We start from the raw sequence: 15,309 nt of genomic DNA, 5'->3' as shown, positions 1-15,309 counted from the left end.
GTAGGCCAGTCAAATACCTCTAACCTGACACTCAGTTGTCGCGGGCAAGTCCGCTCCCACAGGGGATGGCATTTCAATTTAGGCAAGCAATCGCTGAACGTTTTACCTTTCCCACACGTCATACCCTTCCTTGAGCTAGTGTAGGAATTACCTACCACTCAGCCCTGCGATTAGTCCCAGACCGCCTATCCATGTTTAACTTGAACGTTCGTTCAAGTTAAACCGGTGGTTCGCTGCCCGCTCACAACAGGAGGCTTACCTTTGCTGAGTCCGTTTTATACAGCCACATCCAATACCCTCGAGGTGCACCGTTCATGAGTGCATCGTCTGTTCCTTCAAGCGGCCAGGTGCGTATGAATGCACCGGTGTTTTACTTCGCCGCCAGCTTCATCCTGCTGTTTGGTGTCACCGTAATCGCGATCCCCGAGCAGGCCGGCGCCTGGTTGCTGGCCGCGCAAAACTGGGCGGCCAATACGGTCGGCTGGTACTACATGCTGGCGATGACCCTGTATCTGGTCTTCGTGGTGGTCACCGCGTTGTCTGGCTACGGCAAGATCAAACTCGGTGCCGACCACGACGAGCCCGAATTCAGTTACCTGTCCTGGGCCGGCATGCTGTTTGCCGCCGGGATCAGCATCACGCTGTTTTTCTTCTGCGTCTCGGAACCCTTGACCCACCTGGTGCAACCGCCTCAGGGCGAGGCCTTGAACGCCGACGCGGCGCGCCAGGCCATGCAGGTGCTGTTTCTGCATTGGGGCCTGCATGGCTGGGGCGTCTTTGCGTTCGTCGGCATGGCCCTGGCGTACTTCGCCTACCGGCATAACCTGCCGCTGGCCTTGCGTTCGGCGCTGTACCCGCTGATCGGCAAGCGCATCAATGGCCCCATCGGCTATGCGGTGGATGGCTTCGGCATCATCGCCACGGTGTTCGGCCTGGGCGCGGACATGGGTTTTGGGGTGTTGCACCTCAACTCGGGCCTGGACTACCTGTTCGGCATCGCCCACACCCAATGGATCCAGGTCGGCCTGATCACCCTGATGATGGGCGCGGCGATCCTGGTCGCAGTGGCCGGTGTCGACAAGGGTGTGCGGGTCATGTCCGACATCAACATGCTGCTGGCCTGTGCGCTGCTGCTGTTTGTGTTGTTCGCCGGGCCCACCCAGCATTTGCTCAACACCCTGATCCAGAACATCGGTGACTACCTTGGCGCACTGCCGACCAAGAGTTTTGACGTCTACGCCTACAACGAGCCCAGCGATTGGCTCGGCGGCTGGACCGTGTTTTATTGGGCCTGGTGGATCGCATGGTCGCCGTTCGTGGGCCTGTTTATCGCACGCATTTCCCGTGGCCGGACCATCCGCGAATTTGTCTTCGGCGTGCTCCTGATCCCCCTGGGTTTCACCCTGGCCTGGATGTCGATCTTCGGCAACAGTGCGATTGACCAGGTGCTCAACCACGGCATGGCGGCGCTGGGGCAGTCGGCCATCGACAACCCGTCGATGAGCCTGTACCTGCTGCTGGAAACCTATCCATGGAGCAAGACTGTCATCGCGGTCACGGTGTTTATCAGTTTTGTGTTCTTTGTCACCTCGGCCGACTCCGGCACCGTGGTGCTGTCGACCCTGTCGTCCAAGGGCGGCAATGCCGATGAAGACGGGCCGAAGTGGCTGCGGGTGTTCTGGGGCGCCATGACCGCGCTGGTGACCAGCGCCTTGCTGTTCGCCGGTAGCATTGACTCGCTCAAGTCGGCGGTGGTGCTGACGTCGTTACCGTTCTCGTTGATCCTGCTGTTGATGATGTGGGGGCTGCACAAGGCGTTCTACCTCGAATCGCAGAAGCAGATCGCCCGGATGCATTCCCTGGCACCCGTCTCGGCGGCCTCCCGCAGGGGCCGTGGCGGCTGGCGCCAGCGCCTGAGCCAGGCGGTGCATTTCCCGTCGCGCGATGAGGTGTACCGCTTCCTCGAAACCACGGTACGCCCGGCGATTGAAGAAGTGACGGCAGTGTTTGTCGAGAAGGGCCTGAATGTCGTCACCCAGCCTGACCCGTCCAACGACAGTGTCAGCCTGGAAATCGGCCACGGCGAAGAGCGCCCGTTTGTCTATCAGGTGCAGATGCGCGGCTACTTCACGCCGTCCTTTGCCCTCGGTGGCCTGGGCTCCAAGGCAATCAACAACCGTCGCTACTACCGCGCGGAAGTGCACTTGAGCGAAGGCAGCCAGGATTACGACCTGGTGGGCTACACCAAGGAGCAGATCATCAACGACATCCTTGACCAGTACGAACGGCACTTGCAGTTCCTGCATCTGGTCCGCTGATGCAACCTTTGTAGGCGCCGGCTTGCCGGCGCCTACAGGGCGTGTCGGATCAGAACGGCACATCACCCAGAATCGTCGCCCGATGCATCACACGCCGCTGTGGCCGATAGTCGTCCACGGCGTAGTGCTGCGTCACGCGGTTGTCCCAGAAGGCCACGTCGTTGGCTTGCCAGCGCCAGCGCAGGGTGAATTCCGGGCGAGTGGCGTGGGCGAACAACAGCTTGAGGATGACTTCGCTTTCGGCCGGCTCCAGTTCGTTGATCTTGCTGGTGAAACCCTCACTGACAAACAGCGATTTACGCCCGCTGACCGGGTGGGTGCGGATCACCGGGTGGGACAGGGGCGGGTTCTTTTTGCGCGCTTCTTCCCAGCGGGCCAGGTCTTGGGCGGTGTTGCCGTAACGTTCCTGAGGGAACGAGCGGGTGAAGTCATGGGTTGCCGTCAGGCCGGTCAAAAAAACCTTCATCGGTTCCGACAGTGCCTCGTAGGCCGCAATACCGCTGGCCCACAAAGTGTCACCGCCAAAGGCCGGCAGCAGCTTGGCGCTGAGCACCGCGCCCAGGGCCGGGGTGGGCAGGAAGGTCACGTCGGTGTGCCAGATGGCATTGTCGCGCACGTCGGTGACGGCGGTGTCGAGCACCAGCACTTCGGGCTGCTCGGGCACGTTGGGGTAGATCGGATGAATGTGCAGGTCACCGAAATTCGCCGCGAAGCGCGCTTGCTGCTGCGGGGTGATCGGCTGGTCGCGAAAGAACAGCACCGAATGCTGGAGCAGCGCGCGCTCGATGGCGTCGCGCTGTTCGAGGTTCAGCGCCTGGGTGATATCGACGCCACTGATCTGGGCGCCCAGGGCGGTGCTTAAGGGGGTAACGGTCAGGTGGCTCATGTTGTTCTCTTCCTAGTGGGCCTGGCCATGCCAAGGCACCCATTTACGCTGCAGGGCGCGTAGGCCCATTTCCATGGCAAAGGCGATCAGCGCGATCACCAGGATGCCCAGTACCACCACGTCGGTGACCAAAAATTGCGCGGCCGACTGCACCATGAACCCCAGGCCGCTGGTGGCGGCGATCAACTCGGCAGCCACCAGGGTCGACCAACCGACACCCAGGCCGATGCGCACGCCGGTAAGGATATCGGGCAGGGCGCTGGGCAAGATCACATGGCGGATCAACTGCGCCCGCGTGGCGCCCAGGGACTGCGCTGCGCGCAATTTGGCCGGGTCGACCGTGCGCACGCCGGTGGCGGTGGCGATGGCAATCGGGGCGAAGATCGCCAGGTAGATCAGCAACACCTTGGACAGCTCACCGATGCCGCACCAGATCACGATCAAGGGCAGGTAGGCCAGCGGCGGGATCGGCCTGTAAAACTCGATCAGCGGGTCGAGAATGCCGCGGGCGATGCGGTTGGCGCCGATGGCAATGCCGATCGGCACGGCGGTCAGCACTGCAAAGCCCAGGCCCAGGCCGATACGGCCAAGGCTGGCACCCAGGTGCTGCCAGAGGGTGGAGTCCATATAGCCGCTTGTCGCCAGCAGCCAGCCCTTTTGCAGCACGGCAGACGGAGGCGGCAGGAACAGCGGCTCGATCAGCCCGCTGGCGGTCACGGCCCACCACAGCGCCAGCAGCGCACCCAGGGTCAGCCCGCTGATCCAGCGTGTGCTCAGGTTGCGGCGCAGCGCCGGGGTGGCTGGGCTGACGGCGGTGGCCGGGATTTCATAACTGCTCATGCGGACTCCTGCCGTTGCAAGAACACTTTGCCCAGCACGTGTTCGCGGGTTTCGATAAACCGTGGGTCGGACTTGATCGCACGGGCCGACTCGCCGGCCGCGTAACGCTGGCCAAAGTCCAGGCTCAGGCGCTCGACGATTTGCCCGGGGTTGGGCGCCAGCAGAATCAGGTCGGTGGCGAGGAACACCGCTTCTTCGATGTCATGGGTGATCAGGAATACCGGCTTGGCCGTGCGCCGCCAGACTTGCAGCAGCAGCTCCTGCATCTGTTCACGGGTGAAGGCATCGAGGGCGCCGAAAGGTTCGTCCATCAGCAGCACCCGTGGGTCGGCAGCCAGGGCGCGGGCCAGGCCGACGCGTTGTTTCTGCCCGCCAGACAGCTGCCAGATGCGCCGGCTGTCAAAGCCGGCCAGGTCCACCAGGGCAAGCATTTCCCGGGCGCGGACCTGCCGCTGGGCCTTGGGCACACCGGCCAGCTCCAGGCCGAAGCCGACATTGGCCAGCACGTCTTGCCAGGGCAGCAGGGCGTCGTCCTGGAATACCACGCCACGCTCGGCACTCGGGCCTTGCACGGGCACGCCATCGAGGGTGATGCGTCCGGCGCTGGGTTCGACGAAGCCGGCAATCAGGTTCAACAGCGAAGTCTTGCCACTGCCGGAAGGGCCGAGGGCCACCAGCAATTGCTGGGGGCCGAGGGTCAGGGAAATATCCGCCAGCACGGGCGTGGTTGCGCCTGGGTACTGTGCGCTGATGCGCTCCAGCTGTAGCAAGGCCATCGCGATGAACTCCTGATCAGTTAGTGATGAACTTGGCGCTGGCGTAAGGGGCGTAGTCCGGCAGCACGGCCTCGACCTTGCCTTGTTCCTTGAGGAACGCGGCGGTATCGGTCACGGCCTTGGTGGTCGGGGCGCCAAGTAGCGTCACTTGGTCGGCGGCCAGTGGGTAGACGTTGCCTTGCAGCAGCAGCGGGATATCACTGGCCTTGGCGCCGGAGAGCTTCACCAGTTTGTCGACGTTGCCCTTATCGGCCAGCCAGGCTTGTGGGTCTTTACGGTATTGGGCGTAGGCATCAAGGGTGACTTTGGCAAAGGCGCTGACAATTTCCGGGTGCTTCTCGGCAAAGTCCTTACGCACGATCCAGGCATCGAAGGTCGGAGCGCCGAACTTGGCCAGTTCGCCCGAGGTGATCAACACCTTGCCGTTTTCCTTGGCCACACCCAGGGCCGGATCCCAGACATAAGTGGCGTCGATATCGCCACGCTTCCAGGCGGCGATGATGGCCGGCGGGGCGAGGTTGAGTACGGTGACTTTCGACGGGTCGATGTTCCAGTGCTTGAGCGCGGCCAACAGGCTGTAGTGGCCGGTGGAAACAAACGGCACGGCGATTTTCTTGCCGATCAGGTCCTGCGGGCTGTTGATCCCGGAACCGTTGCGCGCCACCAGGGCTTCGGCGCCACCGATCTGGGTGGCGACGAGGAAGGTCTGCACCGGCACTTTGCGGGTGATGGCTGCGGTCAGCGGGCTGGAGCCGAGGTAGCCGATCTGCACATCGCCGGACGCGATGGCGGCGATGATATCGGCGCCATTGTCGAATTTGCGCCAGTCGATAGTGGCGTTCGTGGCTTTTTCATAAGCGCCGTCGGCCTGGGCGACTTTGGCCGGGTCAACGGTGGTCTGGTAGGCGATGGTCACGTCGGCCGCCTGGGCAAACAGGCTGGCGCCGGCCAGGGACAGGGCCGCCAGGAGGCGTAAAGGGGAAGGTCGTAGCATGGAGAAGCTCCTCATCAGGCGGCCAGACGTTGGCGTGTGAGGAGACTAAATGATCTAAGAATCCGAAAATAAATAACCTTTTCGAATTAGCTTATGAGGAGAAAAGTGCAAACAGAGCTTCAGGGCCATGAAATTAATGGGGGAGCTGGCTTGCCTGCGATAGCGGTGTAACAGCCGACATCTTATTTGGATGTGACGGCCTCATCGCAGGTAAGCCAGCTCCCACTGGGGGCATCGGATGGCGTCAGTTACTGATCGCCAGGATGCTCGCCTGGTACGCCCCGACAAACACGTCGAAATCGCCCACTTCGTTCTGCTCCAGCTCCGCCTGTTGCGCCAGCGATGTACGCGCCAGCTCTTCAAAACGCGCCTGCTCGTCTGCCGGCAACGGCTCGCTACGGAAGTACTCGGCATGCACTTCGCTCTGACGCAGGGAGAACTGCGCAAAGCTTTCCTTGTGCTCCTGCATCGCGGCCAACACTTGGGCCGACGGGGTCAGGGACGAATCCTGGATCTTCGCCAACTGGGCATCCAGTGCCTGGCTGTGTTCGCTGATGCCCTGGCTCTGGTCCAGCAGGGCAGCCAGCGGGGCGATTTTCTCCAGCAGTTCGGCGGCCCATTCCTTCATTTCCACCGCCTGGCCGCGACGCTGCAATTGCAGCCCCGGCCGCCGGCCTTCCTTGACCACACTGAGGAAGTTCGACGTGGCATTGCCGCACTCGTTGTTTTCGAACAGCGGGCTGTCGTCCAACGCGCAGTACAGCAGGAACGCGTCGAGGAAGCGCGACTCCGGCAGGTCGATGCCCATCGGCAGGAACGGGTTGATGTCCAGGCAGCGCACTTCGATGTACTGGATGCCACGGGCCATCAGCGCCTGGATCGGCCGTTCGCCGGTGTAGGTCACGCGTTTGGGGCGGATGTTGGAGTAGTACTCGTTTTCGATCTGCAGGATGTTGGTGTTGAGCTGTACCCACTCACCATCCTTATGGGTGCCGACTTCGACGTAGGGCGCGTAGGGCGTTGCCACCGCTTCGCGCAGGCTGTCGGTGTAGCTGGCCAGATCGTTATAGCAAGGGGTCAGGCCGGCCTGGGCGTTGCTCTGGTAACCCAGATCGCTCATGCGCAGGCTGGTGGCATAGGGCAGGTACAGGGTGTCGGCATCGAACTGTTCCAGCTGGTGGGAACGCCCGCGCAGGAAACCCGCATCCAGGGCTGGCGAGGCACCGAACAGGTACATCAGCAGCCAGCTGTAGCGGCGGAAGTTACGGATCAGCGCGATATAGGCCGTGGACTGGTAGTCACGGTCGGTGCCCACGAAGCCTTCGGCTTCCTTGAGCAGCGGCCACAGCTCTTCCGGCAGGGAGAAGTTGTAGTGGATACCGGCGATGCACTGCATGGTCTTGCCGTAGCGCAGGGCCAGGCCCTTGCGATACACGTATTTGAGCTGTCCGATATTGGAGGTGCCGTAGTAGGCAATCGGAATATCTTCCTCGGCCGGCAACGGGCACGGCATCGATGGACTCCACAGGTACTCGTTGCCGAGCTTGCTGTAGGCAAAACGATGAATTTTGTCGAGGCTGCGCAGGGTATCTGCCGGGTTGGGCAGTGCCGGCGTGATGAACTCCAGCAGCGACTCGGAATAGTCGGTGGTAATCGACTCATGGGTCAATGCGGCGCCCAGGGCCTCTGGATGCGGCGTTTGAGCCAGGCGGCCTTCGCCGGTGACACGCAGGCATTCTCGCTCGATGCCGTGCAGGCAGTGCTCAAGCAAAGAGAGGTGTTCGCGCTTGCCGAGCAGAGCTAGGCGGCGGTTGAGAAGTTCGCTCAAGTTGGATTCCTTCACGCGTCAGTCGCCCCAATATGGGGGTGGGCAAGACGGTCTACAAGGGTGAAGTTAAAACTGGCGTTATCGCCTGGTTTTCGAGCCGGAACAACCTGCTCTGAAAGTGCCGACTTCATTCCCTGAATTTGGCTATCGCGCAGGAAGAAAATTCCGACGCTGTTTTCGCAGCGCCGAAATTAACCCAAATTGATGACAGGGAGCTATAGGACAGCGAAGGTGCCTTGTGCTTTTGCGACGAGTCTTTCGTCCTGATACACCTCGGCCTCGACCACCAGCGTGCGCCGGCCGGGGTGGATGACCCGGGCGGTGCACAGCACGTCACCGTCGGACACGGCACGGATGTAGTTGATTTTGCACTCGATGGTCGCGCTCTGCTGGTCAAAACCGTGGGAGCTGGAACAGGCCAGCCCCATGGCAATGTCCACCAGGCTGAAAATCGCCCCGCCATGGAGCTTGCCCGCGCGGTTGCGCAATTGTGGCTCCAGGCTCAGGGCAACCTCGGCAACGCCTTGGTCCAGGCGTTGCAGACGGCAGCCGAGCAGCTCGCTGAAGGCGCTGTGGGTCAAGCCGGCTGGCAGCTCCATCAGCGCTTTTTCAACTGCTTGGCGTTGGCGAACAGCGAAGCCATGGCGTTATTGGCCGGGGCTGCGGTGGTGGCTTCCTTACGCGGTGCAGTGTTTTCCGAACGGTTTTGCGACTGGCGCGGTGCTGAACCCGGGCGTGCGCCACGGGCACCGTCGATTTTCTCGCCGGGGGTATCGCTCATGCGCATCGACAGGCCCACGCGTTTGCGCGGGATATCCACTTCCATGACCTTGACCTTGACCACATCCCCGGCCTTCACCGCTTCACGCGGATCCTTGATGAACTTCTCTGAAAGCGCGGAGATATGCACCAAACCGTCCTGATGCACACCGATATCCACAAATGCGCCGAAGTTGGTCACGTTGGTCACCACGCCTTCGAGGATCATCCCCAGTTGCAAGTCCTTGAGGTCTTCGACGCCTTCCTGGAACTCGGCGGTCTTGAACTCCGGACGCGGGTCGCGACCCGGTTTTTCCAGTTCTTGCAGGATGTCGGTGATGGTCGGCACACCGAAGGTCTCGTCGGTGTACTTCTTCGGATCCAGGCGCTTGAGGAACGCGGCGTCGCCGATCAGCGAGCGGATATCGCGGTCGGTTTCAGCGGCGATGCGCTGTACCAGCGGATAGGCTTCCGGGTGGACTGCCGAGGCGTCGAGCGGGTTGTCACCGTTCATCACGCGCAGGAAGCCGGCGGCCTGTTCGAAGGTTTTTTCGCCAAGGCGTGCGACTTTTTTCAGCGCCGCTCGGGTCTTGAACGCGCCGTTTTCATCGCGATGGGTGACGATATTCTGCGCCAGGGTGGAGTTGAGGCCGGAAATCCGCGCCAGCAGGGCGACCGAGGCAGTGTTGACGTCGACGCCGACCTTGTTCACACAGTCTTCCACCACTGCATCCAGGCCGCGCGCCAGTTTCAGCTGCGACACGTCGTGCTGGTACTGGCCGACGCCAATGGATTTAGGGTCGATCTTCACCAGCTCGGCCAGTGGATCCTGCAGGCGGCGTGCGATGGACACCGCGCCACGGATCGACACGTCGAGGTCCGGGAATTCCTTGGAGGCCAGTTCCGACGCCGAGTACACCGAAGCGCCCGCCTCGGAGACCATGACCTTGGTCATTTTCATGCCTGGGTATTTTTTGATCAGCTCCAGGGCCAGCTTGTCGGTTTCGCGGCTGGCGGTGCCGTTGCCGATGGCAATCAGGTCTACCGCATGCTTGGCGCACAGGGCGGCGAGGATGGCGATGGTCTGGTCCCACTTGTTGTGCGGCACGTGCGGGTACACGGTGGCGTGGTCCAGCAGCTTGCCGGTGGCGTCGACGACGGCGACCTTGCAACCGGTGCGCAGGCCCGGGTCCAGGCCCAGGGTTGCGCGCGGGCCGGCCGGAGCGGCCAGCAGCAGGTCGTGCAGGTTGTGGGCGAATACGTTGATCGCCTCGGTCTCGGCGCCGTCGCGCAGCTCGCCCAGCAGGTCGGTTTCCAGGTGGGTGTAGAGCTTGACCTTCCAGGTCCAGCGCACGACTTCACTGAGCCATTTATCCGCAGGACGATTCTGATTCTGGATGCCGAATTGTTGGCCGATCATGCCTTCGCACGGGTGCATGGTGCCCGGCAGTTCGTCGCCGACCTTCAGCGCGGAGCTGAGAATGCCTTCGTTGCGGCCGCGGAAAATGGCGAGGGCGCGGTGGGACGGCATGCTTTTCAGTGGTTCGTCGTGCTCGAAGTAATCGCGGAACTTGGCGCCTTCTTCCTCTTTGCCGGCGATCACACGGGCGCTGAGGGTGGCTTCCTGTTTCAGGTAGTTACGCAATTTTTCCAGCAGGTTGGCGTCTTCGGCGAAACGCTCCATGAGGATGTACTTGGCGCCTTCGAGGGCGGCCTTGACGTCGGCCACGCCTTTTTCGCCATCGACAAAGCGCGCGGCTTCGGTTTCCGGGGTCAGGAACGGGTCGTTGAACAGACCGTCGGCCAGCTCGCCGAGGCCGGCTTCCAGGGCAATCTGGCCCTTGGTGCGGCGCTTCTGCTTGTACGGCAGGTACAAGTCTTCGAGGCGGGTCTTGGTGTCGGCGAGCTTGATATCGCGTTCGAGTTGCGGGGTCAGCTTGCCCTGCTCCTGGATGCTGGCGAGAATGCTGACACGCCGTTCGTCGAGTTCTCGCAGGTAGCGCAGGCGTTCTTCCAGATGCCGCAGCTGGATATCATCCAGGCTGCCGGTCACTTCTTTACGGTAACGGGCGATGAAGGGCACGGTGGAGCCTTCATCCAGTAGAGCGACGGCCGCTTCGACCTGTTGGGGGCGTACACCGAGTTCCTCGGCGATGCGGCTGTTGATGCTGTCCATAAAACCACCTGAAATTCTTGAAAGCAGTGCGCAGGCCCGGAAAACAAGGCTCTGCGCGGCTGGTTGAGCGGCCCGACTGGCGCCGCTGCCTGGGTCAAGAGGCAGCCTATTGACCCTCGAAATCGAAAAAGTCACGACAAGCAGATGAAAAAACACCAGGCCGGCCACGGTATTGCCCGGCACTGAGGCGCGGCATTATAACCAGCGATCCGTTCTTGGGGGGATTGCGCCAGGCGCCGGTGCACTGGTGGTTGGAGAAAAATCTGCTAACAATGCGTACCGTGCGTATAACGGCAGCTAAGCCATAATGCGCGCCAGATAAGAGGAGCATCCAATGAGCAGCACTGCACAAACTGCTGAAGGCGAAAAAATTCTCATCGTTGATGACGATCCGGGGCTGAGCAGCCTGCTGGAGCGGTTCTTCACCTCCAAGGGCTACCGTGCCCGCGCGGTGCCGAACACCGAGCAGATGGACCGCCTGCTCGGGCGCGAAGTCTTCAACCTGGTCGTGCTCGACCTGATGTTGCCCGGCGAAGACGGCCTGACCGCCTGCAAGCGCCTGCGCAGCACCAACAACCAGATCCCGATCATCATGCTGACCGCCAAGGGCGATGAGCTGAGCCGTATCAAGGGCCTGGAACTGGGCGCCGACGACTACCTGGCCAAGCCATTCAACCCCGACGAGCTGATGGCGCGGGTCAAGGCCGTATTGCGTCGCCAGGCGGCTCCCGTACCGGGCGCGCCAGGCAGCGAAGATGAAAGCGTGACCTTTGGTGACTACGAACTGTCGCTGGCTACCCGTGAGCTCAAGCGTGGCGAAGAAGTCCACATGCTCACCACGGGCGAATTCGCGGTGCTCAAGGCGCTGGTGATGAACGCTCGCCAACCGCTGACCCGTGACAAGCTGATGAACCTGGCCCGTGGTCGTGAATGGGACGCCCTGGAGCGCTCCATCGATGTGCAGATTTCCCGTCTGCGCCGGATGATCGAGCCGGATCCGTCCAAGCCGCGTTATATCCAGACAGTGTGGGGCGTGGGTTACGTGTTTGTGCCGGATGGCACGGCAACCAAGTAATCGATGATTTGCACATGCGGGTATTCCGGAGTTCGATCCCAAGGGGTCGGCCGGATGCCCGGCGTCTGCAATTCTGCGAGCGTGGCTCGCTCTTGCCAGGTGTCTAGCTGTCTTCTATGAAAACCCCGCTGTGGTTCCCCCAAAGTTTCTTCTCCCGCACCCTTTGGCTGGTGCTGATCGTCGTGCTGTTTTCCAAGGCGCTGACCCTCGTTTATCTGTTGATGAACGAAGACGTGCTGGTGGACCGGCAGTACAGCCATGGTGTTGCGCTGACATTGCGTGGCTACTGGGCTGTGGATCCCGAGAACCGCGAAAAAGTCGCCAAGGCGTCGACGTTGACCCGCGTGGATGGGGCTGGCGTGCCGGAAGGCGAGCAGCATTGGCCTTACAGCGAGATCTACCAGCGCCAGATGCAGGCCGAACTGGGTGAAGACACCGAGGTGCGCTTGCGCATGCATGTATCACCCGCCCTCTGGGTGCGCGCGCCGAGCCTGGGCGATGCATGGATCAAGGTTCCGCTGTATCCGCACCCGCTGCGGGGGCAGAAGATCTGGAACGTACTTGGCTGGTTCCTGGCTATTGGCCTGCTTTCCACCGCGTCGGCCTGGATTTTCGTGCGCCAGCTCAACCAGCCGCTCAAGCGCCTGGTGTTCGCCGCCAGGCAACTGGGGCAGGGGCGCAGCGTGCGCCTGCCGATCAGCGATACGCCCAGCGAAATGACCGAGGTCTATAGCGCGTTCAACCAGATGGCCGAGGATGTCGAACAGGCCGGTCGCGAGCGTGAGCTGATGCTGGCCGGGGTGTCCCACGACCTGCGCACGCCGCTGACACGCTTGCGCCTGTCCCTGGAACTGATGGGCAACCACACCGACCTGACCGATGACATGGTCCGTGATATCGAAGACATGGACGCGATTCTCGACCAGTTCCTGGCGTTTATCCGCGATGGTCGCGATGAGGTGGTGGAAGAAGTGGACCTGACCGACCTGGTCCGCGAGGTCGTGGCGCCCTATAACCAGAATGGTGAGCAGGTACACATGCGCCTGGAGCCGATCCAGCCCTTTGCGTTGCGCCGGGTCTCGATGAAGCGCCTGTTGAACAACCTGATCGGCAACGCCTTGCATCATGCGGGCACCGAGGTGGAAGTCGCCGCCTATGTGTCTGGTGACACCAACGCGCCTTATGTGGTGCTGAGTGTCATGGACCGTGGCGCCGGGATTGATCCGGCGGAGCTGGAGGGCATTTTCAACCCCTTCACCCGTGGCGACCGCGCCCGTGGTGGCAAAGGCACCGGCCTGGGCCTGGCGATTGTGCGGCGGATTGCCTCGATGCATGGCGGCAATGTTGAACTGCGCAACCGTGCCGATGGCGGGCTGGAAGCGCGGGTGCGCTTGCCGTTGGGGCTGATGTTGCCAAGGGATGCGGTCTAAGCCACGACGAAAATCAAATGTGGGAGCTGGTTTGCCTGCGAAAAAAACTAACAGTGATGTTGAATGTTAGTCAGTCATCGCAGGCAAGCCAGCTCCCACACTGGTTTGTGCTGCCCTAAAGGGCGTATTTCAGCCCTTGCCCTTGGTCCGGGTCAGATTCGGCCCGCTGTTCTTCTCCAGATGCTGAATGATGATCCCCGCCACATCCTTGTTGGTGGTGGTCTCAATTCCTTCCAGGCCTGGTGACGAGTTGACTTCCATCACCAGTGGCCCGTGGTTCGAGCGCAGGATATCCACGCCCGCCACACTCAAGCCCATGACCTTGGCTGCGCGCAGGGCGGTCATGCGTTCTTCCGGGGTGATCTTGATCAGGCTGGCGCTGCCACCCCGATGCAGGTTGGAGCGAAACTCCCCCGGCTTGGCCTGGCGCTTCATCGCGGCAATCACCTTGTCCCCCACCACGAAGCAACGGATATCGGCCCCGCCGGCTTCCTTGATGTATTCCTGGACCATGATGTTCTGCTTGAGGCCCATGAACGCTTCGATCACCGACTCTGCCGCCGTGGCGGTTTCACACAGCACCACGCCAATGCCCTGGGTGCCTTCCAGCACCTTGATCACCAATGGCGCACCGTTGACCATCTCGATCAGGTCGGGAATGTCATCGGGGGAATGGGCAAAACCAGTCACGGGCAAGCCGATGCCCCGGCGCGACAGCAATTGCAGGGAGCGCAGCTTGTCCCGGGAGCGGGCAATGGCCACCGATTCGTTGAGCGGAAACACCCCCATCATTTCAAACTGGCGCAGGACCGCGCAGCCGTAGAACGTCACCGAGGCCCCGATACGCGGGATCACCGCGTCGAAGCCTTCCAGTGGTTTGCCCCGGTAGTGGATCTGCGGCTTATGACTGGCAATGTTCATATAGGCGCGCAACGTATCGATCACCACCATCTCATGGCCCCGTTCGGTGCCGGCCTCGACCAGACGGCGGGTGGAATACAGACGCGGGTTACGCGACAGCACAGCGATCTTCATGCAACACCTGTGGCAGCAATAGTGGAGACCGGGAACACCGGCTTGTCTTGAACGTACTTGAGCCCCGGGTTGACCACTAACTGGCCGTCGATCAGGGCTTTGGAACCTAGCAACAGGCGGTAACGCATGGTTTTGCGGCAAGCCAGGGTGAACTCCACCCTCCATACCCGATCACCCAGGGCCAGGGTGGTGCTGATGACGTAGCGCACCTGCGCCTGGCCGTTGGAGCTTTTAATGGTTTTCATGGCCACCAGCGGTGCTTCGCAGCGCCGGTGACGCAGTTGCACCACGCTGCCCAGGTGCGCCGTAAAGCGCAGCCATTTTTCACCGTCACGCTCAAAAGGCTCGATCTCGGTGGCATGCAGGCTGGAGGTACTGGCGCCGGTGTCGATCTTTGCGCGCAGGCCCGCCACACCCAAATCGGGAAGCGCCACCCATTCACGCAGACCGACAACGGTCAAATGGTCAAATGTCTTCAATATGAACAACCGGCAATCAGGGAAGTTTCTACGTCATACGACACTAGCGTCCAATAGCTCACGGATTGTGACAACCCAGGACCGTTGACGAGCGCTTGGCGCCGAATTCGCGGTATTCACGCAGAATATTCACCAAATGGCGACAGATATCTTCACACCATAAAAAACCACGGCTGAAGGGAAACTGCCTGACACCTGGCGTATCTTAGGTGAGCCTTGGCGTTTGTGCGTCGAAGGGATTCGACTGTTAAGTTGCGACATTTTTCAGAGCGAGGAATTCAAGTGGCTCAAAAGCAGGAAGAGGACGAAAAAGTCCGTTTGGACAAGTGGCTGTGGGCCGCACGTTTCTACAAGACCCGGGCCTTGGCCAAGGCCGCCATCGAGAGCGGCAAGGTGCATTGCCGAGGCGAGCGCTGCAAGCCGGGCAAGGAGCCGCGTGTTGGCGACGAGTTGCAGATTCGCATCGGCTTTGATGAGAAAACCGTGTTGGTGGAGGCGCTCTCCATCGTCCGCCGAGGCGCGCCTGAAGCCCAGGCGCTGTACACCGAGACCCCCGCCAGTATTGCCAAGCGCGAGAATGCGGCGGCCATGCGCAAGGCTGGAGCCTTGGGTATGAGTACCGACGGCAAACCGAGCAAGAAACAGCGCCGCGACCTGTTCAAGTTTCGCGGCAGCGGCAATGATGATTGAGGGGTTACGTGCAGGAGCCGATC

The 15,309-nt window shown here is 61.5% G+C and carries 13 protein-coding genes; 4 read left to right on the top strand and 9 right to left on the bottom strand.

Annotated features, from left to right (window positions below; genetic code table 11):
- Window positions 1-353: 353 nt before the first annotated feature.
- Window positions 354-2,318, top strand: a complete 1,965-nt coding sequence (betT, locus tag HBR93_RS05995) for a choline transporter BetT (protein ID WP_162947780.1) — start codon at window positions 354-356, stop codon at window positions 2,316-2,318.
- 49 nt (window positions 2,319-2,367) lie between these two features.
- Here the strand turns inward: betT and tauD are convergent, their stop codons facing one another.
- The 7 genes from tauD to HBR93_RS05960 all read right to left on the bottom strand — a co-directional run bounded on the left by tauD (window position 2,368) and on the right by HBR93_RS05960 (window position 10,577).
- Window positions 2,368-3,204, bottom strand: coding sequence for a taurine dioxygenase (tauD, locus tag HBR93_RS05990; protein WP_128593826.1), 837 nt, complete (start codon window positions 3,202-3,204; stop codon window positions 2,368-2,370).
- A gap of 12 nt (window positions 3,205-3,216) precedes the next feature.
- Window positions 3,217-4,044: a taurine ABC transporter permease TauC gene (gene tauC / locus HBR93_RS05985; RefSeq protein WP_057957994.1), complete on the bottom strand. Its 828-nt coding sequence runs from the start codon at window positions 4,042-4,044 to the stop codon at window positions 3,217-3,219.
- Complete coding sequence (gene tauB, locus HBR93_RS05980; RefSeq protein WP_169959976.1) at window positions 4,041-4,820, bottom strand: taurine ABC transporter ATP-binding subunit; 780 nt, start codon at window positions 4,818-4,820, stop codon at window positions 4,041-4,043. The genes tauC and tauB overlap by 4 nt, the downstream gene beginning before the upstream one ends.
- A gap of 16 nt (window positions 4,821-4,836) precedes the next feature.
- Complete coding sequence (tauA, locus tag HBR93_RS05975) at window positions 4,837-5,814, bottom strand: taurine ABC transporter substrate-binding protein (protein ID WP_169959975.1); 978 nt, start codon at window positions 5,812-5,814, stop codon at window positions 4,837-4,839.
- A gap of 244 nt (window positions 5,815-6,058) precedes the next feature.
- Window positions 6,059-7,642, bottom strand: a complete 1,584-nt coding sequence (gene gshA / locus HBR93_RS05970; protein ID WP_057437054.1) for a glutamate--cysteine ligase — start codon at window positions 7,640-7,642, stop codon at window positions 6,059-6,061.
- 215 nt (window positions 7,643-7,857) lie between these two features.
- On the bottom strand, window positions 7,858-8,241 hold the full coding sequence (locus tag HBR93_RS05965; RefSeq protein WP_057437056.1) for a PaaI family thioesterase: 384 nt from the start codon (window positions 8,239-8,241) through the stop codon (window positions 7,858-7,860).
- Window positions 8,241-10,577 carry a Tex family protein gene (locus HBR93_RS05960; protein ID WP_169959974.1) on the bottom strand — a complete coding sequence of 779 codons (2,337 nt, stop codon included), beginning with the start codon at window positions 10,575-10,577 and terminating at the stop codon, window positions 8,241-8,243. The genes HBR93_RS05965 and HBR93_RS05960 overlap by 1 nt, the downstream gene beginning before the upstream one ends.
- Before the next feature lie 334 nt (window positions 10,578-10,911).
- Between HBR93_RS05960 and ompR the strand changes: the two genes are divergently transcribed.
- Together ompR and HBR93_RS05950 are read left to right on the top strand one after the other, a co-directional pair.
- Window positions 10,912-11,652, top strand: a complete 741-nt coding sequence (gene ompR, locus HBR93_RS05955) for a two-component system response regulator OmpR (protein ID WP_032856582.1) — start codon at window positions 10,912-10,914, stop codon at window positions 11,650-11,652.
- A gap of 116 nt (window positions 11,653-11,768) precedes the next feature.
- Window positions 11,769-13,082: an ATP-binding protein gene (locus tag HBR93_RS05950; protein WP_057437058.1), complete on the top strand. Its 1,314-nt coding sequence runs from the start codon at window positions 11,769-11,771 to the stop codon at window positions 13,080-13,082.
- 129 nt (window positions 13,083-13,211) lie between these two features.
- Here HBR93_RS05950 and rimK read toward each other — a convergent pair whose 3' ends face one another.
- Window positions 13,212-14,117, bottom strand: coding sequence for a 30S ribosomal protein S6--L-glutamate ligase (gene rimK, locus HBR93_RS05945; RefSeq protein ID WP_057957998.1), 906 nt, complete (start codon window positions 14,115-14,117; stop codon window positions 13,212-13,214).
- A complete protein-coding gene (locus HBR93_RS05940; protein ID WP_169960036.1) occupies window positions 14,114-14,563 on the bottom strand; it encodes an ATP-dependent zinc protease in 450 nt (149 codons plus the stop codon). The genes rimK and HBR93_RS05940 overlap by 4 nt, the downstream gene beginning before the upstream one ends.
- A 315-nt stretch (window positions 14,564-14,878) precedes the next feature.
- Between HBR93_RS05940 and HBR93_RS05935 the strand changes: the two genes are divergently transcribed.
- Window positions 14,879-15,286, top strand: coding sequence for a S4 domain-containing protein (locus HBR93_RS05935; RefSeq protein ID WP_057437060.1), 408 nt, complete (start codon window positions 14,879-14,881; stop codon window positions 15,284-15,286).
- The last annotated feature ends 23 nt before the right edge of the window (window positions 15,287-15,309 follow it).

Origin of the sequence: Pseudomonas sp. WS 5411 (genome assembly GCF_012985595.1) — a bacterium.
GTDB classification, from domain to species: Bacteria; Pseudomonadota; Gammaproteobacteria; order Pseudomonadales; family Pseudomonadaceae; genus Aquipseudomonas; species Aquipseudomonas shahriarae.
The sequence above is the reverse complement of the archived record's forward strand: the minus strand, read 5'-3'. Positions and strand labels throughout refer to the sequence as shown.

Bases quoted from the DNA above. Each gene is read 5' to 3' on its own strand.
- HBR93_RS05965 (WP_057437056.1), bottom strand. From the start codon at position 8,241: ATGGAGCTGCCAGCCGGCTTGACCCACAGCGCCTTCAGCGAGCTGCTC.
- rimK (WP_057957998.1), bottom strand. From the start codon at position 14,117: ATGAAGATCGCTGTGCTGTCGCGTAACCCGCGTCTGTATTCCACCCGC.
- tauB (WP_169959976.1), bottom strand. From the start codon at position 4,820: ATGGCCTTGCTACAGCTGGAGCGCATCAGCGCACAGTACCCAGGCGCA.
- tauA (WP_169959975.1), bottom strand. From the start codon at position 5,814: ATGCTACGACCTTCCCCTTTACGCCTCCTGGCGGCCCTGTCCCTGGCC.
- HBR93_RS05960 (WP_169959974.1), bottom strand. From the start codon at position 10,577: ATGGACAGCATCAACAGCCGCATCGCCGAGGAACTCGGTGTACGCCCC.
- HBR93_RS05950 (WP_057437058.1), top strand. From the start codon at position 11,769: ATGAAAACCCCGCTGTGGTTCCCCCAAAGTTTCTTCTCCCGCACCCTT.
- ompR (WP_032856582.1), top strand. From the start codon at position 10,912: ATGAGCAGCACTGCACAAACTGCTGAAGGCGAAAAAATTCTCATCGTT.
- tauD (WP_128593826.1), bottom strand. From the start codon at position 3,204: ATGAGCCACCTGACCGTTACCCCCTTAAGCACCGCCCTGGGCGCCCAG.
- betT (WP_162947780.1), top strand. From the start codon at position 354: ATGAATGCACCGGTGTTTTACTTCGCCGCCAGCTTCATCCTGCTGTTT.
- tauC (WP_057957994.1), bottom strand. From the start codon at position 4,044: ATGAGCAGTTATGAAATCCCGGCCACCGCCGTCAGCCCAGCCACCCCG.